This is a genomic window from Nocardia sp. NPDC051981 (assembly GCF_040680715.1).
Lineage (GTDB): Bacteria > Actinomycetota > Actinomycetes > Mycobacteriales > Mycobacteriaceae > Nocardia.
On the sequence record NZ_JBFAXK010000008.1, the window covers coordinates 68887 to 95361 of the forward strand.

General features: G+C 69.5%; 21 protein-coding genes and 1 pseudogene (1 of these 22 only partly in view). 17 read left to right on the forward strand and 5 right to left on the reverse strand.

Annotation, left to right across the window (positions count from 1 at the left end; translation table 11 throughout):
• From AB0L60_RS16930 to AB0L60_RS16945, 4 genes are all read left to right on the forward strand, one after another.
• Positions 1–10056: the 3' portion of a non-ribosomal peptide synthase/polyketide synthase gene (locus AB0L60_RS16930; protein WP_364614145.1), read on the forward strand. 8982 nt of this gene lie to the left of the window's left edge; the window shows 10056 of its 19038 coding nt (coding positions 8983–19038); its start codon lies beyond the left edge, outside the window; the stop codon is at positions 10054–10056.
• Between the two features lie 14 nt (positions 10057–10070).
• Positions 10071–10289, forward strand: coding sequence for an MbtH family protein (locus AB0L60_RS16935; RefSeq protein ID WP_364614148.1), 219 nt, complete (start codon positions 10071–10073; stop codon positions 10287–10289).
• A gap of 120 nt (positions 10290–10409) precedes the next feature.
• On the forward strand, positions 10410–10556 hold the full coding sequence (locus tag AB0L60_RS16940; protein WP_364614151.1) for a hypothetical protein: 147 nt from the start codon (positions 10410–10412) through the stop codon (positions 10554–10556).
• A gap of 63 nt (positions 10557–10619) precedes the next feature.
• Positions 10620–10745: a hypothetical protein gene (locus tag AB0L60_RS16945; RefSeq protein WP_364614154.1), complete on the forward strand. Its 126-nt coding sequence runs from the start codon at positions 10620–10622 to the stop codon at positions 10743–10745.
• A 190-nt stretch (positions 10746–10935) separates the two neighbouring features.
• Here AB0L60_RS16945 and AB0L60_RS16950 read toward each other — a convergent pair whose 3' ends face one another.
• The gene (locus tag AB0L60_RS16950; protein ID WP_364614157.1) at positions 10936–11391 is read right to left on the reverse strand and encodes an ester cyclase; all 456 of its coding nucleotides are present in this window, start codon (positions 11389–11391) and stop codon (positions 10936–10938) included.
• A gap of 102 nt (positions 11392–11493) precedes the next feature.
• On the opposite strand from AB0L60_RS16950, the gene AB0L60_RS16955 reads away from it, so the two are divergent.
• The 3 genes from AB0L60_RS16955 (at position 11494) to AB0L60_RS16965 (ending at position 13154) form a co-directional block, all read left to right on the forward strand.
• The gene (locus AB0L60_RS16955; protein WP_364614160.1) at positions 11494–12162 is read left to right on the forward strand and encodes a TetR/AcrR family transcriptional regulator C-terminal domain-containing protein; all 669 of its coding nucleotides are present in this window, start codon (positions 11494–11496) and stop codon (positions 12160–12162) included.
• 5 nt (positions 12163–12167) lie between these two features.
• A complete protein-coding gene (locus tag AB0L60_RS16960; RefSeq protein WP_364614163.1) occupies positions 12168–12305 on the forward strand; it encodes a hypothetical protein in 138 nt (45 codons plus the stop codon).
• 645 nt (positions 12306–12950) lie between these two features.
• Positions 12951–13154 (forward strand): hypothetical protein, encoded by a 204-nt coding sequence (locus AB0L60_RS16965; RefSeq protein ID WP_364614165.1) that lies wholly within the window; start codon positions 12951–12953, stop codon positions 13152–13154.
• A 3-nt stretch (positions 13155–13157) separates the two neighbouring features.
• Here AB0L60_RS16965 and AB0L60_RS16970 read toward each other — a convergent pair whose 3' ends face one another.
• Positions 13158–14378 carry a TetR family transcriptional regulator gene (locus AB0L60_RS16970; protein WP_364614560.1) on the reverse strand — a complete coding sequence of 407 codons (1221 nt, stop codon included), beginning with the start codon at positions 14376–14378 and terminating at the stop codon, positions 13158–13160.
• A gap of 95 nt (positions 14379–14473) precedes the next feature.
• Here AB0L60_RS16970 and AB0L60_RS16975 point away from each other — a divergent pair, with 95 nt between their 5' ends.
• Positions 14474–14917 (forward strand): SRPBCC family protein, encoded by a 444-nt coding sequence (locus AB0L60_RS16975; protein WP_364614168.1) that lies wholly within the window; start codon positions 14474–14476, stop codon positions 14915–14917.
• Between the two features lie 41 nt (positions 14918–14958).
• Here the strand turns inward: AB0L60_RS16975 and tnpA are convergent.
• Positions 14959–15226: pseudogene (tnpA, locus tag AB0L60_RS16980) on the reverse strand (IS200/IS605 family transposase); the annotation flags it as partial.
• A 10-nt stretch (positions 15227–15236) separates the two neighbouring features.
• On the opposite strand from tnpA, the gene AB0L60_RS16985 reads away from it, so the two are divergent.
• Positions 15237–15614, forward strand: a complete 378-nt coding sequence (locus tag AB0L60_RS16985) for a zinc ribbon domain-containing protein (protein ID WP_364614171.1) — start codon at positions 15237–15239, stop codon at positions 15612–15614.
• Positions 15615–15723: 109 nt separating this feature from the next.
• Positions 15724–16488: an enoyl-CoA hydratase gene (locus AB0L60_RS16990; protein WP_364614174.1), complete on the forward strand. Its 765-nt coding sequence runs from the start codon at positions 15724–15726 to the stop codon at positions 16486–16488.
• A 328-nt stretch (positions 16489–16816) separates the two neighbouring features.
• On the opposite strand, the gene AB0L60_RS16995 is transcribed toward AB0L60_RS16990, so the two are convergent.
• Positions 16817–17029 (reverse strand): helix-turn-helix transcriptional regulator, encoded by a 213-nt coding sequence (locus tag AB0L60_RS16995; protein ID WP_364614563.1) that lies wholly within the window; start codon positions 17027–17029, stop codon positions 16817–16819.
• A gap of 231 nt (positions 17030–17260) precedes the next feature.
• Between AB0L60_RS16995 and AB0L60_RS17000 the strand changes: the two genes are divergently transcribed.
• A complete protein-coding gene (locus AB0L60_RS17000; protein WP_364614566.1) occupies positions 17261–17476 on the forward strand; it encodes a helix-turn-helix transcriptional regulator in 216 nt (71 codons plus the stop codon).
• Between the two features lie 223 nt (positions 17477–17699).
• Here the strand turns inward: AB0L60_RS17000 and AB0L60_RS17005 are convergent, their stop codons facing one another.
• Complete coding sequence (locus tag AB0L60_RS17005) at positions 17700–18290, reverse strand: TetR/AcrR family transcriptional regulator (RefSeq protein WP_364614177.1); 591 nt, start codon at positions 18288–18290, stop codon at positions 17700–17702.
• Positions 18291–18402: 112 nt separating this feature from the next.
• Between AB0L60_RS17005 and AB0L60_RS17010 the strand changes: the two genes are divergently transcribed.
• The 6 genes from AB0L60_RS17010 to AB0L60_RS17035 are packed head-to-tail and all read left to right on the forward strand — an operon-like array spanning position 18403 to position 26473.
• Positions 18403–19983 carry a carboxyl transferase domain-containing protein gene (locus AB0L60_RS17010; protein WP_364614180.1) on the forward strand — a complete coding sequence of 527 codons (1581 nt, stop codon included), beginning with the start codon at positions 18403–18405 and terminating at the stop codon, positions 19981–19983.
• Positions 19984–20000: 17 nt separating this feature from the next.
• Positions 20001–22019 carry a biotin carboxylase N-terminal domain-containing protein gene (locus AB0L60_RS17015; protein ID WP_364614569.1) on the forward strand — a complete coding sequence of 673 codons (2019 nt, stop codon included), beginning with the start codon at positions 20001–20003 and terminating at the stop codon, positions 22017–22019.
• The gene (locus AB0L60_RS17020; protein ID WP_364614183.1) at positions 22016–23176 is read left to right on the forward strand and encodes an acyl-CoA dehydrogenase family protein; all 1161 of its coding nucleotides are present in this window, start codon (positions 22016–22018) and stop codon (positions 23174–23176) included. The genes AB0L60_RS17015 and AB0L60_RS17020 overlap by 4 nt, the downstream gene beginning before the upstream one ends.
• Positions 23173–23697 (forward strand): MaoC family dehydratase, encoded by a 525-nt coding sequence (locus AB0L60_RS17025; protein WP_364614186.1) that lies wholly within the window; start codon positions 23173–23175, stop codon positions 23695–23697. The genes AB0L60_RS17020 and AB0L60_RS17025 overlap by 4 nt, the downstream gene beginning before the upstream one ends.
• The gene (locus tag AB0L60_RS17030) at positions 23694–24527 is read left to right on the forward strand and encodes a CoA ester lyase (protein WP_364614189.1); all 834 of its coding nucleotides are present in this window, start codon (positions 23694–23696) and stop codon (positions 24525–24527) included. The genes AB0L60_RS17025 and AB0L60_RS17030 overlap by 4 nt, the downstream gene beginning before the upstream one ends.
• Before the next feature lie 11 nt (positions 24528–24538).
• On the forward strand, positions 24539–26473 hold the full coding sequence (locus AB0L60_RS17035) for an acetoacetate--CoA ligase (RefSeq protein WP_364614192.1): 1935 nt from the start codon (positions 24539–24541) through the stop codon (positions 26471–26473).
• Positions 26474–26475: the final 2 nt, after the last annotated feature.

Genomic DNA, 26475 nt, shown 5'->3' on the forward strand with positions numbered 1-26475 from the left:
CGCACCGCCTTCGACGTCACCGCCGAGGTGCCGCTGCGCGCCCGGCTGCTGCGCGTCACCGATGAGGCCGACACCTACGTGCTGCTGATCGTGCTGCACCACATCGCCGCCGACGGCTGGTCGCTCACCCCGCTCACCCGCGATCTGGCCCAGGCGTACGTGTCCCGCTGCGCGTCCACCGCGCCGAACTGGCGGCCGCTGCCCGTGCAGTACGCCGACTACGCCCTGTGGCAGCGCCGCGTGTTGGGCGAGCCCGAGGACGTGACCTCGGTGCTGGCCCGCCAACTGCGTTTCTGGCAGCGCGAACTGGCCGGAGCCCCCGATGTGCTGGCCCTGCCGATCGACCGGCCGCGCCCCGCCGTGGCCACCGGCCGGGCCGGGGCCGGGACCGCCGTGCTCGACGCCGAACTGCACACGGCCGTGGTGGAATTCGCGGCCGAACACCGCGTCACCCCGTTCATGGTGCTGCACACCGCGCTGGCCGTACTGCTGGCGCGGGTGTCCGGGCAAGCGGACATCGTGGTCGGCACGCCGGTCGCCGGGCGCGGCGATGAGGCCCTCGACGATCTGGTCGGCATGTTCGTCAACACCGTGGTGCTGCGCACTCGGGTGCGGCCGGATGCCGGCCTGGCGGAGGTGCTGGCCGAGGTGCGCGAGCACGACCTGGCCGCCTTCGATCACGCCGCGGTGCCGTTCGAGACGCTGGTGGACGCGCTGAATCCGGTGCGCTCCCAGTCGCATTCGCCGATCTACCAGGTCGGCTTCACCATGCAGAACCTGGCCCAGCCCGATATCCGGCTGCGCGGCCTGGCCATCAGCGGCCTGGACGCCGGGATGCTGCCCACCCAGTTCGATCAGGACTGGACGCTCAGCGACCACTACGCCGACGGCGCGCCTGCCGGGATCGACGTCCACCTGCACTACGCCGCGGACCTTTTCGACGCCGAGACCATCGGCGACTTCCTGGCCTGGTACGAGCGGGTGCTGCGCGCGCTCGTCACCGACCCGCGCACGACGGTGGCGGAACTGGAGCTCATGTCGGTGGCCGAACGCGGCCTGCTGCTGTCGGACCGCAATGCCACCGCGCGGGCGCTGCCCCGCGAGACTCTGGCCGACCTGCTCGACCGCCGCGCCGAGCTGTCGGCCGACGCGGTCGCCGTCGAACTCGACGGCGCGACCATGACCTGGGCGGAACTCGCCGAGCGCGCGAATCGGCTGGCGCGCCTGCTGATTCGCGACGGCGTCGGCCCTGACGACATCGTCGGCGTCACCGCGGTGCGCGGCCTGGACCTGATGGTCGCCCTCTACGGCATCGTGCACGCGGGCGCGGCCTACGTCCCGGTCGATCCCGAGCACCCGGCCGACCGCCTCGCCCACGTGCTCGCCACCTCCGACGCCCGCCTGGTGCTCACCGTCGACGGCGCGGAACTGCCCGAGCTGGAAGGCATCCGGACCCTGTCGGTCACCGACTCCGACACCTCCGGATTCTCGGCCGCCCCGATCGCCGACACCGAACGCGCCCGAGCCCTGCGTCCGGACAACCTGGCCTACGTGCTGTTCACCTCCGGCTCCACCGGCAAGCCCAAGGGCGTCGGCACCAGCCACCGCGCCATCATGAACCAGCTGCGCTGGCTCGAGAACCGCTACGGCGTCACCGAATCCGACCGCATCATGCAGCGTGCGCCGCTGGCCTTCGACGTCTCGGTGTGGGAGTGCTTCCTGCCCGCCCTCACCGGCGCGCCGCTGGCGCTGCTCAGGCCGGGCGGCCACCAGGACCTGGATTACCTGGCCGCCCGCATGCGCGAGCACGGCGTCACCATCGCCGAGCACGTGCCGTCGGTGCTGGCCGCGCTGGTCGCGGAGGGCCACGGCGAGGCACTGCGCTCGTTCCGCCACCTGCACACCGGTGGTGAGGCACTGCCCGCCGAACTGCTGGGCGCGCTGCGCGCCCATGTCTCCGGCGCGGTGCACAACGCCTACGGCCCCACCGAGGCGGCCATCTCGGCGGTGTATCACGAGTTCACCGATGCCGACCCGGATTACGAGGTCGCCATCGGCCTGCCCAACTGGAACACCCGCGTCTACGTGCTCGACGCCCGCCTGCGGCCGGTCCCGACCGGCGTCATCGGCGAGCTCTACCTGTCGGGCACCCAGCTGGCGCGCGGCTACCAGGCGCGCGGCGGGCTCACCGCCGAACGCTTCGTCGCCGACCCGTTCGGCGTGCCCGGCGCGCGCATGTACCGCACCGGCGACCTGGTGCGCTGGAACCGCGCCGGGAACCTGGTGTACCTGGGCCGCAACGACTTCCAGGTGAAGCTGCGCGGCCAGCGCGTCGAGCTCGGCGAGATCGAGGCCGCGCTGCTGTCGGCCGCCGATGTCGCCAATGCCGTGGTGCTGCTCGACCGCGACAGCACGGGCACCGAATGCCTGATCGGATACGTTTCCGGGCCCGGCCTTTCCGCTGCGGCCGTCCTGGACCACGCCCGGGATCGGTTGCCCTCCTACATGGTTCCCGCGCACCTGGTGGTGCTCGAGGACATGCCGCGCACCAGCGTCGGCAAGCTCGATCGGGCGGCCCTGCCAAAGGTCGAATTCACTGCCGCGGCGACGGCTTACCGGCCCCCGAACCCCGGTGCGGAGACGCTGCTGGCCGACCTCATCGGAGAGCTGCTCGGGGAAGCGCGGGGAGGCGGAGCGGACCCGATCGGAGCGGACGACGACTTCTTCGAACGCGGCGGCAACTCGCTGCTGGCCATGCGCCTGGTCGCCCGGATCAATGCCGCCTTCGGCTGCGATCTCGGCGTACGCACGGTGTTCGAGGCCCCGACCGTGGCCCTGCTGGCCCCGGTGGTCACCGGTGCGGGCCGGCGCACGCTGCCGCCGCTGGTGGCGGTCGAGCGCCCGACGCGAATCCCCCTGTCGCCGTCGCAGACCCGTATGTGGCTGCTCAACCGACTGGATCCGGCCTCGCCCGCCTACAACATCCCGTTCGCGGTGCGGCTCATCGGCGACCTCGACTTCGAGGCGCTGCGCGCTGCCATGGCCGATGTCATGGCCCGGCACGAGGTGCTGCGCACCGTCTACCCGATGGACGCCGAGGGCGTGGGCCACCAGGTGATCCTGCCCGTGGGCACCCTCATCGACCTGCCCATGGAGGTCGTCACCGGGTCGGTGGTGGAGCGGTTCTACGAATTCGCCGCCGCCGGTTTCGATGTCACCACCGAACTGCCGCTGCGCGCCATGCTGTTGCGCGAATCCGAGACCAGCCACGTACTGGTCGCGGTGCTGCACCACATCGCCGGTGACGGCGCGTCCACCGACCCGCTGCTGGCCGACGTGGTGCTGGCCTACCTGTCCCGCACCGCCGGGAACGAGCCCGCGTGGGAGCCGCTGCCCGTCCAGCACGCCGACTACTCCCTATGGCGACACCGGGTGTTGGAGGCGGTCGGCGAGACCGAATTGGACTACTGGCGTGCGACTCTCGCCGGCGTCCCCGACGAGATCACCCTGCCCGCGGACCGTCCCCGCCCGGCCGTCGCCTCATTCCGCGGCGCGGTGGTGCGCGGCCGCATCGGCGGCGGCATCGGTGAACGGGTGCGCGAGATCGCCCGCAGGCACCACGCCACTCCGTTCATGGTGCTGCACGCCGCGCTGTCCACGCTGCTGGCACGACTGTCCGGCAGCGACGACATCGCCGTCGGCACACCGGTATTGGGCCGGGACGAACCCGTGCTGGATCGCGCGGTCGGCATGTTCGTCAATACCCTTGCGCTGCGGACCCGACCGGCCGCGCACCGCACTTTCTCCGAACTGCTGGCCGAGACCCGGGCGGCGGATCTGGCTGCCTTCGCGCACGCCGCCGTCCCGTTCGAGCAGGTGGTCAGCGCTCTCGGGGTGACCCCCGAGACCTCCCGGCATCCGCTGTTCACGGTGTCGCTGAACTATCTGGACCTGGACAACGGCACCCACGCCGTGCCCGGCCTGGTGCTGGAACCGGTCGATTTCGACGACACCGTCGCCAAATTCGACCTCACCTTCTCCGTCGGCGAGGACCTCGACGCCGACGGCAACCTGGTGGTCGAACTGGTCTACGCCACCGATCTCTACGACGAGGACACCGCCCGCGACCTGCTGCGCCGTTTCGGCCGGGTGCTGGGCACCGTCACCGCGGACCCGGCCCGCACCCTGGGCAGCGTCGAGGTGCTCTCGCCCGGTGAGCGGTGCGCCATCCTGGCCCGCCGCGGCCCAGCCGCGCTGGAACCGATGTCGCTGGCCGAAATCCTGCGCGCGGCAGTAGATCTCAACCCCGCAGCCACCGCGCTCGTGTACCGGGGCGAGCAGATCAGCTACCGGGAACTCGATGAGCGGTCCTCGCGCCTGGCGCGACTGCTCATCGAATATGGCGTCGGGGCGGAGAATTTCGTGGCCCTGTCGGTGCCGCGCTCGGTGGACTCGGTGGTGGCGCTGTTCGCGGTCGCCAAGACCGGGGCCGCGTTCCTGCCCGTGGACCCCACCTACCCGGCCGACCGCATCGGCTTCATGCTGTCGGATTCCGGTGCGCCCGTCGGCATCACGGTCGCCGAGTACGCCGACCGGCTGCCGCGCGACACCTGCGCCTGGCTGGTCCTCGACGACCCGGCCACCGCAGCGCGGCTCGCCGCGCTGCCCAGCGCGCGCCTGACGCCCGCCGAGCTGGTGCGTCCGGTGCACACCGACAATGCCGCCTGGATGATCTACACCTCCGGTTCCACCGGCCGGCCCAAGGGCGTGGTGGTCGGCAACGCGGGCATCATCGGCATCGCCGGCGTGCACCACCGGCACTCGCCGACCACGTCGAGTTCCCGTGTCCTGCACCGCACCTCGCCCAGCTTCGACGCTTCCATCCTGGAGATTCTGATGGCGTTCCCGGTGGGAGCGGCCATGGTGATCTCCCCGGTGGAGATCATCGGCGGAGCGGAGCTGAAGGAGCTCGTCGAGTCCGAGGGCGTCACTCACGGCGTGTTCACCCCCGCGGTGATCAACACCCTCGACCCCGAAACCCTGCGCGGCATGCCGTATCTCACCGTCGGTGGCGAGGGCTTCGGTCAGGACCTGGTGGACCGCTGGGGCGGCACCCGCGAGCTGTACAACGGGTACGGCCCCACCGAGATCACCATCATCAGCCACATGAGCCACCCGCTGTCGCCACACGGCCGCGTGGTGCTCGGCGACCTGGTGGACGGTCAGTCCGCGGTCGTGCTCGACAACCGGCTGCGGCCCGTCCCGGACGGCACCGCGGGCGAGTTGTACCTGCGCGGACCGGGTCTGGCGCGCGGCTACCACGGCCGCGCGGGCCTGTCCGCCGACCGCTTCGTGGCCGACCCGTACGGCGCGCCCGGCGGCCGTCTCTACCGCACCGGCGACCTGGTGCGCTGGGTGCGCAGCCCCATCCCGGGCTCCGCCGAACCCACCCTGGAGTACCTGGGCCGCTCGGACGACCAGGTGAAGGTGCGCGGCCTGCGCATCGAGCTTGGTGAGATCGACGCCGCGCTGATCGCCCACGACAGCGTGGAATTCGCGGTCACCGTCGGCCACACCGGCCGCACCGGCGACGTGTCGCTGGTGTCCTACGTCGTGCCCGCCGCCGGGCGGGTGGTGGACACCGAGGAGCTGCGCGCCTTCGCGGGCCGCTCGCTCATCGCCTACATGGTCCCGGCCGTGATCATGGTCATCGACGCCGTCCCACTCACCCCGATGGCCAAGCTGGACCGAAAGGCGTTGCCGGAGCCGGTCTTCCGCACCGCGGAGTTCCGCGCCCCGGAGACCGTCGTCGAGCGCGCCGTGGCCGACACCATCGCCGAACTGCTCGGCGCGGATCGGGTCGGCCTGGACGACGACTTCTTCGCCCTCGGCGGCAATTCGCTGAGCGCGGTGAAGCTCTCGGCCCGCCTGTCGGCGCGGCTGGGCGTGGACGTGGCCATGCGCACCGTCTTCGAGCACTCCACCGTGGCCGGTCTGGCCGCCACCGTGGACGCCGACGTGGTGCGGCCGTCCGTCGAACCGATCCTGGCCCCGCGCACCGGCTCCGGGCCGGTGCCGCTGTCGCTGCCGCAGCAGCGCATGTGGTTCCTCAACCGCTTCGACGGGGACTCCTCGGCCTACAACATGCCGATTCCGATCCGGCTGTCCGGAACGCTGGACATCCCCGCCCTGGAGGCCGCGGTGGCCGATGTGGCGGCGCGGCACGAGGTGCTGCGGACGGTATACCCGCTCACCGAATCCGGTCCGGTGCAGATGATCCAGCCCATGGATCAGGTGGAACTGCCGTCGCTGCAACCTATCTCGGTAGCGCAGAGCGAATTGTTCGGTGTGATCACCGAATTCGTGTCGGCGGGCTTCGACGTCACCAGCGGCATCCCGCTGCGCGGTCGCCTGTTCGCGCTGGCGGGCACGGAGAACGAGTACGTGCTGGTCGTGGTGGTGCACCACATCGCCGCAGACGGCGCCTCCATGGCCCCGCTGGCCCGCGACGTGATGACCGCCTACGCCGCCCGGCACGCGGGCCAGGCCCCGGCCTGGGCGCCGCTGCCGGTACAGTACGCGGACTACGCGCTGTGGCAGCGGGCCCGCCTGGGCAGTGCGGACGATCCGCGGTCGCTGCTGTCGCGGCAGCTCGGCTTCTGGCGCGACGCGCTGGCGGGCCTGCCCGATCAGTTGGACCTGCCGTCGGATCGGCCGCGCCCGGCCGTGCTGTCCACCGAGGGCGCGGCGGTCGAGTTCGAACTCGACGCCGACCTGCACCGGCGGCTCACCGAACTGGGCCGCGCGCACGGCGCCACCCTGTTCATGGTGCTGCACGCGGCGTGGGCGCTGCTGCTGGCCCGGCTGTCCGGCACCACCGACATCGCGGTCGGCTCACCGGTCGCGGGCCGCGGCGACGAGGCCCTCGACGATCTGGTCGGCATGTTCGTCAACACCCTGGTGCTGCGCACCGCGGTGGATCCGGCCGCCGACTTCACCGCCCTGCTGGCCGGCGTGCGCGAAGCCGACCTGTCCGCCTTCTCACACGCCGACGTGCCATTCGAACGTCTGGTGGAGGCACTCGACCCGGTCCGCTCCACCGCTCGCCACGCCCTGTTCCAGGTCGGCTTCTCGTTCAACAATGTCGAGTCCCCGGAGCTGGAACTGGACGGATTGCGGGTCGGCGCGGCCGATTTCGAGACCGTCATCTCGCAGTTCGACCTGCACCTGGTGATCGCCGACCGCTACGCCGCCGACGGCGCCCCGGCCGGACTCAGCGCCCAGCTCACCTACGCCACGGCCCTGTTCGACAAGGGCACCGCTACCGGGTTCGCCGAACGCCTGAGCCGCCTGCTCTACGCGATCGTGGCCGGCCCGGCGACCCCGGTCGGGGACCTGGAACTGCTGGCCACGGCCGAACGGTCGCGAATCCTGAAGTCCTGGAACCAGACCGGGTACCGCACCGATCGCACCCTCACCCTGCCGGACCTGCTGAATCGCACCATCGCCGACACCCCGGACGCAATCGCGCTCGTAGGTGACGGCGACGAGCGGGTCATCGTCACCTACGCCGAACTCGGCGAGCGCGTGAATCGGCTGGCCCGGCACCTGATCTCGCTCGGCGTCGGCCCGGAGAGCCGGGTGGCGCTGGCGCTGCGGCGCTCGGTGGACCTGGTGGTCGCCATGTACGCGGTGTCGGTCGCCGGTGGCGCGTACGTGCCGGTGGATCCGGACCAGCCCGCCGACCGCACCGAGTACATCCTCGCGACCGCGGACCCGGTGACCGTGCTGACCTCCGGCACCGACCTGTCGGTGGACACCGCCCAGGTCCGCATCGACCTGCTGGATCTGGCCGGATACTCCGACGAGCCGGTCAGCGACGCCGAGCGTCGCGCCCGGCTGCGGCCCGCGCACACCGCCTACGTCATCTTCACCTCCGGCTCCACCGGACGGCCGAAGGGCGTGGCCGTGCCGCACGCGGCCATCGTCAACCAGTTGCTCTGGAAGACCTCGGAATTCGCGCTCGGCGAAGATGACGCCGCCCTGCTGAAGACCGCCGCCACCTTCGACCTGTCGGTCTGGGAGTTCTGGTCGGCGGCGGCGTCCGGCGGCCGGCTGGTCATCGCCCGCCCAGACGGACAGCGCGATCCGGCCTATCTGCGCGAGCTCATGGTCCGTGAGCGGGTCACCACCCTGCACGCGGTACCGTCCATGGTGGACGCGCTGCTCAGCGCCGGAGCCGACCTGCCCGAGCTGCCGCTGCGGCGGGTGCTGGCCATCGGTGAGGCGCTGCCCGCGCGGCTGGCCCAGCGCTTCCGCGCGGCGCAGCCCGACACCGAGCTGTACAACCTGTACGGCCCCACCGAGGCCGCTGTCTCGATCACCAATCACTATGTGACCGAGGACGATCAGGTCACGGTGCCGGTCGGCGCACCGGAGTGGAACTCGCGGGTCTACGTCCTCGACGCCCGGCTGCGGCCGGTCCCCGCCGGGGTGGAAGGCGAGCTGTACCTCGCGGGCGCACAGCTGGCGCGCGGCTACTTCCGTCGCCCCGAACTGACCGCGGATCGCTTCGTGGCCAACCCCTTCGAACCGGGCGAGCGCATGTACCGCACCGGCGACCTGGTGGCCTGGAACGCCGAGGGCGAACTGGAATACCGGGGCCGCACCGACTTCCAGGTGAAGGTGCGCGGCTTCCGCATCGAACTGGGCGAGATCGAGGCCGCGCTGCTGGCACTGCCGCAGATCGCGCGGACCGCGGTGCTGGTGCTGGACCGGGGCGCGCAGGGCGGCACCCTGGTGGCCTACCTGGTCCCGGCCGCGGGCGTCGCGCTCGACACCGATCGGGTGGCGGCCGCGCTGCGCGAACGGTTGCCGTCCTACATGGTGCCCTCGGCCTTCACGGTCCTGGATACCCTGCCGCTCAACGCGAACGGCAAGCTGGACCGCGCCGCGCTGCCGGAACCGGTGTTCGCGGCCCGCGAATTCCGCGCTCCCACCAGCGAAGTGGAGCGCACCGTGTGCGCCGTGTTCGCCGAGGTGCTCGGTGCGGAGCGAATCGGCTTGGACGACAACTTCTTCGAGCTGGGCGGCAACTCGCTGCTGGCGGTGCGGCTGGCCGCCGAGCTGAGCACGGCCTTCGGCACCACGGTGCCGGTACTGGCGCTGTTCACCGACCCCACCCCGGGCGGCCTGGCGGCGCGGGTACAGCGTCGGGAGTTCGCGGTGGACCGCGCCTTCGACGTGCTGCTGCCGCTGCGCGACGGTACCGGCGCGCCCCTGTTCTGCATCCACCCCATTGGTGGCGTGGCCTGGTCCTTCGCGGGCCTGACCGCTCACCTGGAGGGGGACCGGCCCATCTACGGTCTGCAGTCCCCGACGCTGGCCAGCGCGGTGCCGCTGCCGGATTCGATCGAGGAATGGGCCGACCGCTACGTCGAGGAGATCCGCCGGGTGCAGCCGGAGGGGCCGTACCATCTGCTCGGCTGGTCGCTGGGCGGCGTCATCGCGCACGCGATGGCGGTGCGGCTGCAGGACGACGGGCAGCGGGTGGCGACGCTGGCCATGCTGGACAGCTCGCTGGATGTGGACGGCCCCATGGTCGACGCCGGGGCCCAGTCGGTCACCGTGCCGATCGGGGAGATGCTGGGCGACCTGCTCGGCGATCCGGCCGACCTCGAAGTCCTCGACCCGGCCGCCCTGGCCGACCAGCTGGCCGCGCTGCCCGAGCCCTTCGCCTCGGTCGGCGCGGATCGCCTGGCCCGCATCATCGACAGCGGCGTGGCCTCGCTCGAGCTCATCGGCCGCTACCGGCCTCGCCCCTTCCACGGTGACCTGCTGTATTTCACGGCGGCCCTGGACGATCCGACCGGAACCCTGGGCATCTCGGGCTGGCCCGACGCCATCGACGGCGAACTGCGCAACCACTCGGTGTGGGCCACCCACTGGCGGATGGCGAGCCCGGAGGCGCTGGCCGTGGTCGCCGACGCCCTGAACGGGCAGCTCCCGAACGAATCCGGCCGGCACGCCGCAGCCGGCTCGGAAGACCGTGCCTAGAAAGGAATACCGCAATGAGCAATCCCTTCGACGATGAAGACGCGCAGTTCTACGTGCTGGTCAACGAGGAAGAACAGCACTCGCTGTGGCCGGTGTTCGCCGCCATCCCCGGCGGCTGGTCGGTCGCGCACGGCCCCTCCCGGCGGCAGACGTGCCTGGACTACGTCGAGGCGCACTGGACGGACATGCGGCCCAAATCGCTCATCGAGGCGATGGCGGTCGATCCCGAATAACCCGCGGAAATAACAGCTCCGCACCTGAACCCGAGGCCGCTCATGGCCTCGTGCGGCGGTCCCGAGAAGAAACCACACATCGAGGGGGTCTGTCCGCGTCGTGAAAGAAAGGGAAACACCATGACCACCACTCCTCCCCCCACCGGCGGCGGAACCACCGTCGACATCGGCGCCCTGATGACCCAGGTGCTGCAGTTCCTCGGCGCTGGTTCCACCGCGAGCTACAACCCCAAGGGACCGAAGGGCAAGCGTCGCAACGCGAAGTAATTCGCATTGCCGCTACGCGAAGCGATTCGCACTGAAGAAAACAATCTCGAAAGGATTCACCCCATGCCTCTCTACACAGGCAGTGGCTTCACCGACCTCTTGCTCGCCTTCGCTCACCTCGTGACTTCTGGATCGTCGACGTCGATCACCCAGCCGGGCGCGGGCACCACCACGCCGCCGGTCGTCTAGGAGGCGCGATGTTCAGCGGCAGTGCAATCAACGACCTCTTCGAGCTGATGGCGAAGGCGTTGGGCACCGGCTCCTCGTACACCTTCCCGCCGCAGACCACGACCACTGCGTAGCGGTCGGCCAGGTGTGAAGGCCGCCAGGACATTCCGGTCCTGGCGGCCCCGGGCCCGCGACGTCCGGCCATCGGCGCTCAGGCGACGGCCGGCCAGTCCCAGCCCAGCTGAAGAAACATGCCCAGCCGGTCGCTGACCGCGCGGATCTCGCTGATGCGCGAGCCGGTCAGGGTGAAGATCCAGATCTGCTCGACGTCGCAGGTGCGTCCGGTCGGCTCCGGCATCCGGGCATGCGCGCCGGTGTGGCGGCCGATCACCCGCAGCCGCGCCACGATCCGATCGTCCTCACCGATCAACTCCTGCACCAGGATTCCGCTCTCCTGCTCGTCGATGGCACTGAAGGCCGCGAGCTGCTGACGGAAGCCCTCGATGGCGGCACCCGGTGCGTTCTCCTCCCCGAAGATCACCTTGTTGTGGTCGATCACCTGCGGGGACAGGTAACGGACCCACTCGGTCCCACCCTCGAGGCCGTGGTTGAGCGCGTCGATGAACGCGGTGATGACGGTCTTGTTGTCGGCGACGGTGGTGGTCATGCGCTTTCTCCCTTTCCGACAACTCTTACGTCGTAAGAGTTCGTTGCTGTGGATTATGATTCACTTACGACGTAAGAGTTGTCAACGCCGGAAGGAAAACCGATGGCCGCCAAGCGCACCCGAGCCGAACGAGCAGGCATTTCCCGTGACCAGGTGCTCGACGCGGCGCTCGCCTGCGCCGATCGGGACGGCCTGGCCGCGCTGTCCATGCGTAAGCTCGGCGCCGAACTCGGTGTGGAGGCCATGACCCTGTACCACTACGTCCCGAACAAGGACGCCCTGCTCGACGGTATGGTCGAGCGCGTCATGTCCGAGGCCGACGCCGGATTCACCGACGGCCCTTGGCAATCGGTCCTGGTCGACTACGCCCGCGCCCTGCGGACCGCGCTGCTCGCGCATCCCGGCGCGCTGCCGCTGGTCGCGACCCGGCCCGCGGTGACCCCGAAGACCCTGCACACCGCCGAACGCGGCCTGAAACTATTGGTGGAGGCTGGTTTCGACCTCGGCCCCGCCCTCGACGCCCTGAACGCGCTCACCCTGTTCGTGGTGGCCCACGCCAATTCCGAAGCCCGTACGACCCCCGTCAACGAGGCGGGTGATCCCGGATCGGTCGACTACCTGAAAACCCTCGAGCCCGAGGAATTCCCGCTGATCCTGCGGGCGGCACGCACCGGCGCGGGCACCGATGACCGCACCCGTTTCGAGTTCGCCGTAGCGGCCCTCGTCCACGGCTTCGCCGCCGCGGGACTACCGGCGAATCACCTGGTGTGAGAGCGATGCCCGGCTGGGTGACCGCGGTGTCGAACAGCGCGCGGTGCGTTGGTGAGTCCGGCATCATCTGCATGGCGGTGCCCATATCCGGCGAACTCGCGGCCGGCGGCGACCGCAGCCGCGGCGCCGAGGTCAGCGGCTGAACCGGGGCGATCGGCGGATTCTCCGGGCCGAGGATGCGTGAGCCGATTGATTTCCAGTTCCACCGCCGCGCGCATTTCCGCCGCAGTGCGCCGGAGATCTGTCAGCCGCTCGTATAGCGAATGCGCACTTGCGGTATCGACAGGCCGGTAGGCGGCGGATTGCCTTCCCGCAGATCGTCGATGAGCCGATCGGCGCTGGTGGCGCGGTCGCCCGCGGCGGCCAGGCGGGGCCGGCGAAGGTCGTAACATGATGGCCCCCAAACCAACCGACTGGTCTTCTATGCTGAGTTGGATCGGGCCGAGTATGTGAATCGGTTCGACCATAGGACGGCAATTATTCCGCCGCGACGCGGCCGCAAACGGCGGAAACCGGTGAGTGAATTCGACTCGCGCGTGCAGCTTCAACCATCGGCGAATGTTTGGCAAATATATTTGCTCAGAAGAGAAGCCCTAATCACCACGAAAGAGTCTCGGAAGCGTGGCAGCGAATACTTTTCGGCATGACCGCTACACCGGGATTGCCAATGGTGACCGCAATGAGCAGGAGTGAGGACGACGAGGCCGTGCCCGGCGGCGATCATGCGCGCCACGGCCCGGCCGCCCGGAGTCCCGCAATCGCTGACGGGTAGCTATGAGAGGAAGACCATGAGCCGGAGTGACACGGTCGAACCGAATACCATCGGCCTCTACTGGGACCGCGACGGCGACATCTGGCAGCGGGAGGACGCCGGTTGGCGGCTCATCCTGCAGAGCGGCGTCGCCGTCGATCCGATCTCGCTGTGGGACTGGGACAAAGGGCACGTGTGCGACTACGCGCCGTTCACCCCGCTGAAAACCCTGGCCGGTTAGCCCTCAGGACTCCGGCGTCCCGGCTCCGAAGAGGGTGACCTCCATGAGCCGGATCACCCTGGGCTGCGGGCAGATCGCCGGATACCCGCCGAACTCCCGGCCCAGGTCCACCACCAGACCGAAGGCGGCCTGCACCAGGATGCGCGCCTCGCCCTCGGACAGTTCCGGGCGCACCGCCACCAGCAGCCGCACCCACTCGGTCACGATGAGCCGCTGCACATTGCGCAGCATGGTGCGCTCCTCGGCGGCGACGTGCCCGAACTCGGCGTAGTACACGAAGGTCAGCTCGCGCTCGGCGAACGACCCCGCGACATACAGGTCCACCAGCTTGCTCATCGCCTCGGCCGGACTCGACGAGGACGCCACCGCCGGCCCGATCGCCCCCGACACCCGATCCGCCGCCCGCCGGAACGCGGCGGCCAGCAGATCACCCTTGCTGCGGTAGTAGCGGTACACGGCCGAGGCCGCCGACAGATCCGCCGCCGCCGCGATGTCCTCCACGCTCACGTTCGGATAGCCGCGCGCGTGGAACAGCTCGACGGCCTTCTTGAGCAGCAGCTCGTGCTTGAAGCTCTGCGGAATCTCCACCGTCCGCGGCGGCTCGGCGACGGTGCCCTCGGGCGGCAGCTCGGTCGCGATGATGGCGTCGCAGGCCGAATGTAGCAGGGCCGTCAGCGATTTCGCGGGCAGCGTGGCGTGATGGTCGCCAATGCTGGAGACGACACTGAGTATCGACACCGCCCGCACCGCGCGACTGTGCCCGTCCAGTTCGGGCCGCACATCCGCGATGAGCCCGCGCAGGGTGGTCAGCGCCGCGGTGAACTGCTCCTCGAGGGTCTGCCGGTCGGTGTCGTCGAGGTAGCGGCGCTCCCAGCGCACCAGGGTGACCGTGGCGCGATTGGCGATGGTCTCGGCGATCAACCGATCCAGCACCCGGTCCAGCCGTTCGCGCGGGGACAGGCCCTCGGACTCGTCGGGCGGGGTGGCGGCCTCCGCGGTCAGCCGCGCCAGCCGCAGCAACTCCTCGCGGAAGAGCGCGTATTTGCTCGGATAGTGGCGATACAGTGCGGCCGAGGAAATGCCGAGCCGCGCGGCGATGTCCTCCATGCTGACGCCGTGATAGCCCAGCGAACCGAAGGCGGCGGCCGAGGTGGCGGCGATCTGGGCGCGCCGGTTCTTCGGGCGGCGGCGGATCACGCGCTGCGGCTGCTCCTCGACGGTCATATTCGCAATGGTAGTCACCAGGCATTTCCGTCGACGCCGCGCCGCCGATCTCGTAGGCTGCCCACAGGATCCGCGTCCATCAGAACGGAGCCGGCATGCGCACGGTCGATGTCGAACGCACCATCGCGGCAGCGCCGCCCGACGTCTTCGACTGGCTCACCGATGTCGCCAATTACCAACGGGTCCCGTTGGTTCGCCGCGTCACCCTGGTGCGTCCCGGCGATACCGCGGGCAACGGCGCGGGCGCGGTGCGCCTGGTGGTGACCCCGCTGCTGCGCCTCACCGAGGAGATCGTGGAATACGATCCGCCGCGTCTCATGCGCTACCGATTGCTGAATTCCGTTCCGCCGCTGCGACATCAGGAGGGATCCATCACCTGCGCGCCGGTCGCGTCCGGCACCCGGGTGCACTGGTCGTCCACCTTCGAGATCGCCGCGCCCGTGCTCGCGCCGCTGTGGACGCGGATCTTCCTGCCGGTGGTGCGCGGCGGCTTCGTCATGGTGCTGCGAACCGCGGAGCGCGAGTTGGGCGGACGGTGACCAGGAAGCGTAGCGCGCAAGCTCGGTCCTTCAGGGCCGGGTTAGCGCATCGACTTTGGTCGTCCTGGGGTACGGGGTAGTCGTTGCTGTTGTTCGATGTACTGCTGGATGATCGATAGCGGTGCGCCACCGCAGGAGGCGGCGAGGTAGCTCGGCGACCACAGGTGCCCGTTCATGCTGTGCCGGTTCACCCAGCCCCGGTATTGGTCACGCAGGCGACGTGCGGACACCCCCCTCGAGGCTGTTCACCAGCTTGGACACTGCAACCTTGGGCGGGTACTCGATCAGTAGGTGCACGTGGTCGTGTTCGCAAACCTTGGTGATCACCGAGGCGAAGAAGACCCCGGAACGTGCGTGGTTGTCGGAGGTTTCCAGTGTCGTGTTGGTGCAGGCGCTCGGCGACCTGCACACCGCGTACCGCAACTTCTTTGCCTCGGTCACTGGGAAACGCAAGGGCGCGAAGGTTGCTCAGCCGCGTTTCCGGTTACTTCTCGAGGGTGGATCGGTTCTTCCCGTCCACGCAAATGTGTTCGGTGTGCGGGGCACTCGGGGGAAGAAGCCGTTGCATGTGCGGGAATGGACCTGCATGTGCGGCACCATCCACGACCGGGATTTGAACGCCGCGAAGAACATTCTGGCCGCAGGACGTGCGGACAGGCTGAACGCCTGCGGAGAGTCGGTCAGTCTCCCCGCCTAGCGGAGAGCGCGACTCTGTGAAACAGGAACCCACCGAAGAACCGCAAGGTTCAGCAGGAATCCCGGCCGTTCACGGCTGGGAGGATGTCAAGCGGTTACCATCTGGGGCCATGGCGGAGATCAAGGTGGAGCGCCTGAACTCAGTGGCGCTCGTAACGGTGCACGACCCCGACAAGCGGAATGCGTTGACGCTGGACCTGTCCGCCGATCTCGCGGACGCGGTGGCGGACGCGGAGGCCGACGACTCGGTACACGCGCTGGTGGTGACCGGCACGCCCCCGGCCTTCTGCGCCGGCGCGAACCTGACCGCCCTGGGCGAGGCGAAAGAGGAGGGCCTGCGGGCCATCTACGAGGGCTTCCTGGCGGTGGCGCGCTGCAAGCTGCCCACCGTGGCGGCGGTCGGCGGTGCGGCGGTCGGCGCGGGCCTGAACCTGGCCCTGGCCGCGGACGTGCGATTCGCGAATCCCAAGGCGCGCTTCGACGCTCGCTTCCTGCGCCTAGGCATCCACCCGGGCGGCGGCATGACCTGGATGCTGCAGCGTGCGGTCGGTCCGCAGCAGGCCGCGGCCATGACGCTGTTCGGGGAGGTGCTCGACGCGCAGGCCGGCGCGCAGGCCGGTCTGGTGCACCGCGTCGTCGACGGCGATCATGCCGCCCTGGTGGCCGCCGCCGTCGAATTCGCCTCCGCCACCGCGGAAGTCCCGCGCGAGCTGCTCATCACCACCAAGCGCACCATGCGCGCCACCCGCGCCCTGGCCGCCCACGCCGAGGCGGTGAACACCGAGGTGGTGCCGCAGCTGGCCTCCCTCGAATCCCCGGAATTCGCTGCCCGCCTGGCCGCGGCCCAGACCCGGATCACGGGTTCGAAGAACTGAGAAACACAGTGGCGCGGGCGGATTCACATCCGCCCGCGCCACCGTCCCCGACCGCGCTCGGGGAGATCCCAGGACCCCCGACCGCGCGGCCGGATCCTTGACCTCTGACCGCCCCATTCATGTCGCCCGCACTGTTGCGCCCACCGACGCCGAAGGACCCGGCACCCGGTTCGCCGTCTGGGTCCAGGGATGCACTGTGAGGTGCTACGGCGTCGCGCGGTGCTGGTCGCCGGGCCGTACATCGTGATCCGCACCGTCGGTGCGGCCAGGTGAGGACGGCCGAACGGATGAGTTGACGATCGTCTACCCGATCGATGATCGAGCAGGATCATGCCGCATCGTGCTTCTCGAACCGGGCGACGAACCGCAGTTCCAGTGCGTGGGCCAATCGCTCCAACATTCCGATAGTGGGTGTGCCGCCGCCGGATTCGAGCCGGGACACCTCGGGCTGACGCAGCCCGGCCCGCTGGGCCAGCTGCGTCTGCGAGAGTCCGAGTTCGAGACGACGCTCGCGGATAGCATTAGCGAACTCGATCGCCAGCCGCGTTTCCTCGCGCCCGGCGTTGTACTAGTCGACGTCGAAATCGGAGTTCCCGCACAAGCCGAAGGCGATGGACCGCGCGAAAATGGCTCGCAAAGTCTGCGAAACCAACCACACCGACCCGGCACACCTCACGTTCGACCCGATGGGAGACACCGAATCATGAATGCACAGAAAGATTTCGACACCACTCTGGCCGCCAAGCGTGCCACCCCCGAATACCAGGCAGCCATGAAGGCGTACGCACTGGCACACGAACTGGGCCGCCAGGTACGCGCAGCCCGGGAAACGCGCGGCTGGACACAAACCGAGCTAGCCCGGCGATCCGGCCTGAAACCACATGCGATCAGCCGTCTCGAAGCCGGTGACGTGGTACCGACGTTGACGACCCTCGAACGAGTTGCCGCCGCCCTCGATGCCGAACTCTTGGTATCCCTGGCCGCGTAACCGTGACAAACGGCATCAGACGTGGCAGGCCAGCTTCGGGCAGCGCCGTCTCGACAGCACAACTACGGCACGAGAAGTGGGTGGTGAGTTTGAACGAGACCGCCACGAGCGGTTCGCGCACCGTCACGAATACCACAAAGCCGCCGGTCGATGACCGGCGGCTTTGCCATGAAGTGGAGCTGAGGGGACTCGAACCGCTACGTCAGGGTCATGTTCCGAGTACTCAGCTCAGGGCGGCGAGGGCCATGCGGCGCAGTACCGGGCGGGCGCGAGTGGCGCTGGCGGGGGCGCTGTGCGGGGTCGAGTTGATCAGGCCGAAGGTCGCGTGCGCCTGCACGCGCGCGGCCTGCTCGGGCAGCTCCGGATGAAGCTTGCGTAGGACCTCGACCCAGACCTCGACGTACTGGCGCTGGGTTCGCCGGACCTGGCGGCGGGCCGATTCCGGCAGATTCTCCAGATCGCGGTCCTGGATCCGAATGAGTTCGGGCTCGCCCAGCGCGAAGTCGAGGTGGAAATCGACCAGCGCCTCCAATGCCGACAGTGGGGAGCTCGCGGTCTCGGCCACGGCCCGGCCGCCGTCGAGCAGCCGCTGGCTGATGCCGACCAGCAGCTCGACCAGCAGCGCCTCCTTGTTGGGGAAGTGCCGATACACCGCGGGCCCGCTGATCCCGGCCGCCGCGCCCAGGTCGTCGAGCCGCATGCCCAGGAATCCGCGATCGGCGATGAGCCGCGCCCCCGCCTCCAGCAGCTGCTGCCTACGCTGGGCTTTGAGCTGCTCACGACGGGTGAGCGTGACGGTTTCCGCAGTGTTCACCGTGGCTCCCTCTCGCCGGTGCTGGACAACTCAGTTAGTGAAGATTATCTTATTTTCCAGTTATTGGTGACTAACCGAGCGGCCGGATCGGCCGAACGGGGAGGCGGAGCGGATGACGCTGACCGAAGGCACACGGACCGGGAACCGGGCCGCGCATCTGGCGCTGGTCGACGAGCTGCGGGAGCGGCTGGCCATCAGCGCGCTGGGCGGACCGGAGCGGGCCCGGGAACGGCACCTGGCGCGCGGCAAGCTGCTGCCGCGCCAGCGGGTGGACCAGCTGCTGGACACCGGCAGCCCGTTCCTGGAGCTGTCGCCGCTGGCGGCCAACGGCATGTACGACGACGAGTCGCCCGGCGCGGGCGTCATCGGCGGCATCGGCCGCGTCTCCGGGCGCGAGTGCGTGATCATCGCCAATGACGCGACGGTCAAGGGCGGCACCTACTACCCGATGACGGTCAAGAAGCACCTGCGCGCCCAGGAGGTGGCGCTGCAGAACAACCTGCCGTGCATCTACCTGGTCGACTCCGGCGGCGCCTACCTGCCCCGCCAGGACGAGGTGTTCCCCGATCGCGAGCACTTCGGCCGCATCTTCTACAACCAGGCGAACATGAGCGCCAAGGGCATCGCGCAGATCTCCGCGGTGCTCGGCTCCTGCACCGCCGGCGGCGCGTACGTGCCCGCCATGAGCGACGAGACCGTCATCGTCCGCAATCAGGGCACTATCTTCCTGGGCGGTCCGCCGCTGGTGAAGGCCGCCACCGGTGAGGTGGTCACCGCCGAGGAGCTGGGCGGCGGCGATCTGCACTCGCGCACCTCGGGTGTCACCGACCACCTGGCCGAGAGCGATCAGGACGCGCTGCGCATCGTGCGCAATATCGTGGCCACCCTCGGCCCGAAGACCCAGACCCCGTGGGATGTCGCGCCGACCGTGGATCCCATTGCGCCGCAAGACGAGCTGTACGACGTGGTCCCGGTGGACCTGCGCACCCCGTACGACGTCCGCGAGGTCATCACCCGCATGGTGGACGGCGGCGAATTCCAGGAATTCAAGGCCGAATACGGCAAGACGCTGGTCACCGGCTTCGCCCGCATCCACGGCCACCCGGTCGGCATCGTCGCCAACAATGGCGTGCTGTTCAGCGAATCCGCCATGAAGGGCGCGCATTTCATCGAACTGTGCGACAAGCGCAAGATCCCGCTGCTGTTCCTGCAGAACATCACCGGCTTCATGGTCGGGCGCGACTACGAGGCGGGTGGCATCGCCAAGCACGGCGCCAAGATGGTGACCGCCGTGGCGTGCGCCCGCGTGCCCAAGCTGACCGTGGTCATCGGCGGCTCCTACGGCGCGGGCAACTACTCCATGTGCGGGCGCGCGTATTCGCCGCGCTTCCTGTGGATGTGGCCCAATGCCCGCATCTCGGTCATGGGCGGCGAGCAGGCGGCCTCCGTGCTGGCCACCGTGCGCGGGGAAGCGCAGGGAGGTGGAGCGCAGTCCGAGGCGGACCTCGAGGCATTCAAGGGCCCGATCCGGGAGCAGTACGAACACCAGGGCAACCCGTACTACTCCACGGCCCGCCTCTGGGACGATGGCGTCATCGACCCCGCCGACACCAGAACCGTTGTCGGCCTGGCCCTCTCGGTCTGCGCGCAGGCCCCGCTCGAGCCCGTCTCCTACGGCGTCTTCCGGATGTGATGACCTTGATGAACACGATGTCCTCCTTTGTCTCCGACAAAGCGCAACCCGTCGCCTTCGACACCGTGCTGGTCGCCAATCGCGGCGAGATCGCGGTGCGGGTCATTCGCACCCTGCGCGCCATGGGAATTCGATCGGTCGCGGTCTACAGCGACGCCGACGCCGACGCCCGCCATGTGCGCGAGGCCGATACCGCGGTCCGCCTCGGCCCGGCCCCCGCTCGCGAGTCCTATCTCAGCATCGACAAGGTGGTCGCGGCCGCCGTGCGCTCCGGCGCGCAGGCCGTGCACCCGGGATACGGCTTCCTGTCGGAGAATTCGGCCTTCGCGGCCGCGCTCGAGGCCGCGGGCATCGCCTTCCTGGGCCCCTCCGCCCGCGCCATCGAGGTGATGGGCGACAAGATCACCGCCAAGAACGCGGTGGCCGAATACGGCGTACCGGTGGTGCCCGGCATCGCCAAGCCCGGCCTCACCGACGCCGAATTGATCGACGCCGCAACGGAGATCGGCTACCCGGTGCTGGTGAAGCCGTCCGCCGGTGGCGGCGGCAAGGGCATGCGCCGGGTCGACGATCCGGCCGACCTGCCCGCCGCCCTGGTCAGCGCCCGCCGTGAGGCCGGCGCGGCCTTCGGCGACGACACCCTGTTCCTGGAGCGCTTCGTCACCCGCCCCCGGCACATCGAGGTACAGATCCTGGCCGACCAGTTCGGCCACGTGCTGCACCTGGGCGAGCGCGAGTGCAGCCTGCAGCGCCGCCACCAGAAGGTGATCGAGGAGGCGCCGTCGCCGCTGCTGGATCCGCAGACCCGCGCCCGGATCGGCGCGGCCGCCTGCAATACCGCGCGCAGTGTCGACTACGTCGGTGCGGGCACGGTCGAGTTCATCGTCTCCGCTGACCAGCCGGACGAGTTCTTCTTCATGGAGATGAACACCCGCCTGCAGGTCGAGCACCCGGTGACCGAGCTGGTCACCGGCGTCGATCTGGTGGAATGCCAGGTGCGCATCGCGGCCGGGCAGAAGCTGGCGGCCGCGCAGGACGACATCCGCCTCACCGGCCACGCCATCGAGGCGCGCGTCTACGCCGAGGACCCGGGCCGCGACTTCCTGCCCACCGGCGGCACCGTGCTCGCACTGTCGGAGCCGGAAGGCCCCGGCGTGCGGGTGGATTCGGGCCTGCGCGCCGGCACCGTGGTCGGCAGCGACTATGACCCCATGCTGTCCAAGGTCATCGCCCACGCCGCCGACCGCGCCGCCGCCATCGCCAAACTCGATGCGGCCCTGCGGGACACGCAGATCCTCGGCGTGCGCACCAATACCGATTTCACGCGCTTCCTGCTCGCCGACCCGGATGTCCGTGCGGGACAGCTGGATACCGGTCTGCTGGACCGCCGCGCCGTGGACTTCACGCCCGAACCGGTCAGCGACGAGCAGTTCATCGCGGCCGCGGCCGAACTCTGGCTGCGCCGCTGGCCGGCCGCCCCGGTCGATCCGTGGCAGCAGCCCACCGGCTGGCGGGTCGGCGCGCACGCACCCGTCGGCATCCGCCTCATCGGCGGCGACCGCACGGCCCACGTGTACCTGTCGGGCACCCCGGAGCAGGCGACGGCCTGGGTCGAGGGCGGCGAAAAGCACGTCCTGACAGTGGAATCCGACGGTGACTCGCTGATGCTGGCCCTCGACGGCCTGCGCACCCGCTTCCGCGTCGCGACCGGGTCCGGTCAGATCTGGGTCGCCGATCGCACCGGCACCGCGCTGCTGCGCGAGGTCGCCGAGGCCGATGTCCGCGGCGGCGACGCCCATATCGGCGATGCCGAGATCCAGAGCCCCATGCCGGGTTCGGTCATCGCCACTCCGGCCGCCGACGGCGAGATCGTCGCCGCGGGCACGCCCATCGTGGTCGTGGAGGCCATGAAGATGGAACACACCCTCACCGCACCCATTGCCGGCCGCGTCGAACTGCTGGTCGAGCCCGGCGCGCAGGTGAAACTCGAACAGCCGCTGGCTCGCATCATCGCCGAGGAGAACACCCAGTCATGACCGATTTCCTGTCCACCGGAACCCTGCCGGACGAGTACCGCGAACTCGCCCTCACCGTCCGCGATTTCGCCAACCAGGTGGTGGCCCCGGTCGCCGCCAAGCACGACGCCGAGCACAGCTTCCCCTACGAGGTGGTCTCGGGCATGGCCGACATGGGCCTGTTCGGCCTGCCGTTCCCGGAGGAGTTCGGCGGCATGGGCGGCGACTACTTCGCGCTGTGCCTGGCCCTCGAGGAGCTCGGCAAGGTCGACCAGAGCGTGGCCATCACCCTGGAGGCCGGCGTCTCCCTGGGCGCCATGCCGATCTACCGCTTCGGCAACGACAAGCAGAAGGCGGAGTGGCTGCCGCTGCTCGCCAGCGGGCGCGCGCTGGGCGCGTTCGGCCTCACCGAGCCCGGCGCGGGCAGTGACGCGGGCGGCACCCGCACCACCGCGCGGCTGGACGGCGACAGCTGGATCATCAACGGCTCCAAGCAGTTCATCACCAACTCGGGCACCGACATCACCCGGCTGGTGACGGTTACCGCGGTCACCGGGGGAGTGGACGGCAAGAAGGAGATCTCGACGATCATCGTGCCGACCGACACTCCCGGCTTCACCGCCGAACCCGCCTACAACAAGGTCGGCTGGAACGCCTCCGACACCCACCCGCTCAGCTTCGACGACGTCCGGGTGCCCGCCGAGAACCTGCTCGGCGAGCGCGGCCGCGGCTACGCCAACTTCCTGCGCATCCTCGACGAGGGCCGGATCGCCATCGCGGCGCTGTCGGTCGGCGCGGCGCAGGGCTGCGTGGACGAGAGCGTGCGCTACGCCAAGGAGCGCGAGGCATTCGGCCGCGCCATCGGCAGCAACCAGGCCATCGCCTTCAAGATCGCCCGCATGGAGGCGCGCGCCCACATGGCCCGCACCGCCTACTACGACGCGGCCGCGCTCATGCTGTCCGGCAAGCCTTTCAAGAAGCAGGCCGCCATCGCCAAGCTGGTCGCCAGCGAGGCCGCCATGGACAATGCCCGCGACGCCACGCAGATCTTCGGCGGCTACGGCTTCATGAACGAATATGCTGTGGCGCGGCACTATCGCGACAGCAAGATCCTGGAAATCGGTGAGGGCACCACGGAGGTGCAGTTGATGCTGATCGGTCGGGAGCTCGGCCTGTGAGCGAGCGACACACGGGCACCGCCGGGGTGAAGCGGGTCGTCCAGCGCGGCCTGTGGTTCGACGAGTTCGAGATCGGCGTGGTGTACGAGCATCGGCCCGGCCGTACCATCACCGAGGCTGACAATGTGCTGTTCACGACGCTGACCATGAACACCCAGGCCTTGCACCTGGACGCGGCGTTCTCCGACGCGCTGCCGCCGTTCCACCAGCGGCTGGTGAACTCCATGTTCACGCTGTCCACGCTGGTGGGCCTGTCGGTGGCGCAGCTGACCCAGGGCACCATCGTGGCCAACCTCGGCTTCTCCGAGATCGCCTTCCCCAAGCCGCTCTTCCACGGCGACACCCTGTACGCCGAGACCGTGGTGACGGACCTGCGGGAATCCAAGAGCCGCCCGGGCGAGGGCATCGTGACCTTCGCGCACACCGGGCGCAATCAGCACGGCGACATCGTGGCCACCGCCGCCCGGAAAACTCTGGTGAGACGGAGCCCGACATCCAGCCCGCTCGAGGAGCCCGCATGAGTTGGGAAATGCCCGGCCCCGCTTGGCTTTTCTGCCCCGCGGACCGGCCCGAGCGCTACGGCAAGGCCCTCGCCGCGGCCGACGTGGTCATCCTCGACCTCGAGGACGGCGTCGCCGAGGCCGACAAGGCGGCGGCCCGCGAGGCGCTCATCGCCACCCCGCTGGACCCCGAACGCACCGTCGTCCGCGTCAATGCCGCCGGCACCTTCGAGCACATGCTCGACCTGGACGCCCTGGTGCGCACCGAGTACCGGCGCATCATGCTGCCCAAATGCGAATCGGCCGAACAGATCACGCGGCTGACCGATTACGAGGTGATCGCGCTCATCGAATCCCCGCTGGGCGCGCTCGCGGTCGGGCGGGCGGTCATGGTGCGCAATGCCATCGGCGTCATGTGGGGCGCGGAGGATCTGGTCGCCGCGCTCGGCGGCAACTCCAGCCGGCACGCCGACGGCGACTACCGGGATGTGGCGCGGCACGTGCGCTCCCAGTCCCTGCTGGCCGCCAAGGCGTACGGCAAGTTCGCGCTGGACTCGGTGTACCTGGATATTCCGGATCTGACCGGGCTGGCGGCCGAATCGGAGGACGCGGTCGCCATCGGCTTCGACGCCAAGGTGGCCATCCACCCCAGCCAGGTGCCGGTCATCCGGACCGCCTACGCGCCGACGCCCGGCGAAGTCGACTGGGCGCGAAGACTATTGGCGGAAGCGCCGAACCATCGGGGTGTCTTCACCTTCGAGGGGCGCATGGTGGACATGCCGGTCATCCGGCATGCCGAGCGAATCGTGCAGCGGGCCGCCACGGCCGGCAGCGCGGGATTCGCGTCGTAGGAGGTATTGCGGTGGAACCACAGTGGGTGCCGAGCGATCAGGACATCGCCGAGGCACAGGTGACCAGCTTCGCGCTGTTCGTCGAGAAGCGCACCGGGCTGTCCCTGCCGGACTATCGAGCCCTGTGGCAGTGGTCGGTGAACGACGTGCCCGGCTTCTGGGGCGCGATCTGGGACTACTTCGATCTCGGCGAGCGCTCCGACGAGGTGCTCGGGAGCACGGAAATGCCCGGCGCACAGTGGTTCCCGGGCACCACGCTGAACTACGTCGAGCAGGTGATGCGGCAGGTCCGCGACGATCGGCCCGCCATCCTGTCCGTCGATGAGACCGGCGAGATCACCGAGATCTCCTGGGCCGCACTGATCGCCACCGCCGCCGCCTTCGCCCACACCCTGCGCGCGCAGGGCGTCGGACCCGGCGATCGGGTCGCCGGGTACCTGCCGAACATCCCCGAGGCCGTCATCGCCTTCCTGGCCACCGCCAGCATCGGGGCCGTCTGGAGCGCCTGTGGCCAGGATTACTCCGCCCAGGCCGCGCTCGACCGGCTCGGGCAGCTGGAGCCGAAGGTGCTGGTCACCGCCGACGGCTACCGGTTCGGCGGCAAGGCGCACGACAAGACCGCCGATATCGCCGCCCTGCGCGCCGGACTGCCCTCGCTGGCGGCGACCGTGCTGGTGCCGCGCCTCGGCCTCGAGGTGCCCGGCACCCTGGCCTGGAAAAGCGTCGATCCCGGTGACGAGTTCGTCGTGCTCCCGATCGAGGAGGTGGATTTCGCCCACCCGCTGTGGGTGCTGTACTCCTCCGGCACCACCGGCAAGCCCAAGGGCATCGTGCACGGGCACGGCGGCGTGCTGCTCGAGCACCTCAAAGCCGTTGCGGTGCAATCGGATATCGGTCCCGATGACACTTTCTTCTGGTACACCAGCCCGAGCTGGATGATGTGGAACTTCCAGGTGGCCGGACTGCTGGTGGGCGCGACCATCGTCTGCTACGACGGCAGCCCCGCCGCGCCGACGCCGGATGCGCTGTGGCAGTTGGCCTCCCGTACCGGCGCGACGGTCCTCGGCACCAGCCCCGGCTATGTGCTGGCCTGCGCCAAGGCCGGATCCGTGCCGCGTACCGACCACGACCTGTCCGCCCTGCGGCTGGTCGGCATCACCGGCTCCGCGCTGCCCCCGTCGTCCTCGCTGTGGCTGCGCGACAATGTCGGCGAGCAGGTGCCGGTGGCCTCGATCAGCGGTGGCACCGATGTGGTGTCCGCCTTCATCGGCGGCGTCCGCACCGTGCCCGTCTGGCCCGGCGAGCTGTCCGTCCCCTACCTCGGTGTGGCCCTGGACGCCTGGGACGAGCAGGGCAATCCGGTGCGCGACGAGGTCGGCGAACTGGTCATCACCAAGCCGATGCCGTCCATGCCGGTGTCCTTCTGGAACGATCCCGACGGCTCCCGCTATCGCGACGCCTATTTCGAGTTGTTCCCCGGTGTGTGGCGGCACGGCGACTGGATCACCATTACCGAACACGGCAGCATCGTGGTGCACGGCCGCTCCGATTCCACTCTGAACCGGCAGGGCATCCGGATGGGCAGCGCCGATATCTATCAGGCGGTGGAACGCATACCGGAAATTGCCGAGGCACTGGTCATCGGCGCCGAACAACCGGACGGCGGCTACTGGATGCCGTTGTTCGTGGTGCTGACCCCCGGGGCCGAATTGACCGACGAGCTGCGATCCCGCATCAATGCGACCATTCGCGCCGAAGTGTCCCCGCGACACGTGCCGGACGAAATCATCGCGGCACCCGGTATTCCGCATACCCGCACCGGCAAGAAACTGGAAGTGCCGATCAAGAAACTGTTCCAGGGCGCCGAGGTGTCCACGGTGGTGGCCCCCACGGCCGTCGACGTCCCCGAACTCCTGGACTGGTACGCCGCGCGCAAGCCGAAGTGAGC

Bases quoted from the DNA above. Each gene is read 5' to 3' on its own strand.
- AB0L60_RS16935 (WP_364614148.1), top strand. From the start codon at position 10,071: ATGAGCAATCCCTTCGACGATGAAGACGCGCAGTTCTACGTGCTGGTC.
- AB0L60_RS16940 (WP_364614151.1), top strand. From the start codon at position 10,410: ATGACCACCACTCCTCCCCCCACCGGCGGCGGAACCACCGTCGACATC.
- AB0L60_RS16945 (WP_364614154.1), top strand. From the start codon at position 10,620: ATGCCTCTCTACACAGGCAGTGGCTTCACCGACCTCTTGCTCGCCTTC.
- AB0L60_RS16950 (WP_364614157.1), bottom strand. From the start codon at position 11,391: ATGACCACCACCGTCGCCGACAACAAGACCGTCATCACCGCGTTCATC.
- AB0L60_RS16955 (WP_364614160.1), top strand. From the start codon at position 11,494: ATGGCCGCCAAGCGCACCCGAGCCGAACGAGCAGGCATTTCCCGTGAC.
- AB0L60_RS16960 (WP_364614163.1), top strand. From the start codon at position 12,168: ATGCCCGGCTGGGTGACCGCGGTGTCGAACAGCGCGCGGTGCGTTGGT.
- AB0L60_RS16965 (WP_364614165.1), top strand. From the start codon at position 12,951: ATGAGCCGGAGTGACACGGTCGAACCGAATACCATCGGCCTCTACTGG.
- AB0L60_RS16970 (WP_364614560.1), bottom strand. From the start codon at position 14,378: ATGACCGTCGAGGAGCAGCCGCAGCGCGTGATCCGCCGCCGCCCGAAG.
- AB0L60_RS16975 (WP_364614168.1), top strand. From the start codon at position 14,474: ATGCGCACGGTCGATGTCGAACGCACCATCGCGGCAGCGCCGCCCGAC.
- AB0L60_RS16990 (WP_364614174.1), top strand. From the start codon at position 15,724: ATGGCGGAGATCAAGGTGGAGCGCCTGAACTCAGTGGCGCTCGTAACG.
- AB0L60_RS17000 (WP_364614566.1), top strand. From the start codon at position 17,261: ATGAAGGCGTACGCACTGGCACACGAACTGGGCCGCCAGGTACGCGCA.
- AB0L60_RS17010 (WP_364614180.1), top strand. From the start codon at position 18,403: ATGACGCTGACCGAAGGCACACGGACCGGGAACCGGGCCGCGCATCTG.
- AB0L60_RS17015 (WP_364614569.1), top strand. From the start codon at position 20,001: ATGTCCTCCTTTGTCTCCGACAAAGCGCAACCCGTCGCCTTCGACACC.
- AB0L60_RS17020 (WP_364614183.1), top strand. From the start codon at position 22,016: ATGACCGATTTCCTGTCCACCGGAACCCTGCCGGACGAGTACCGCGAA.
- AB0L60_RS17030 (WP_364614189.1), top strand. From the start codon at position 23,694: ATGAGTTGGGAAATGCCCGGCCCCGCTTGGCTTTTCTGCCCCGCGGAC.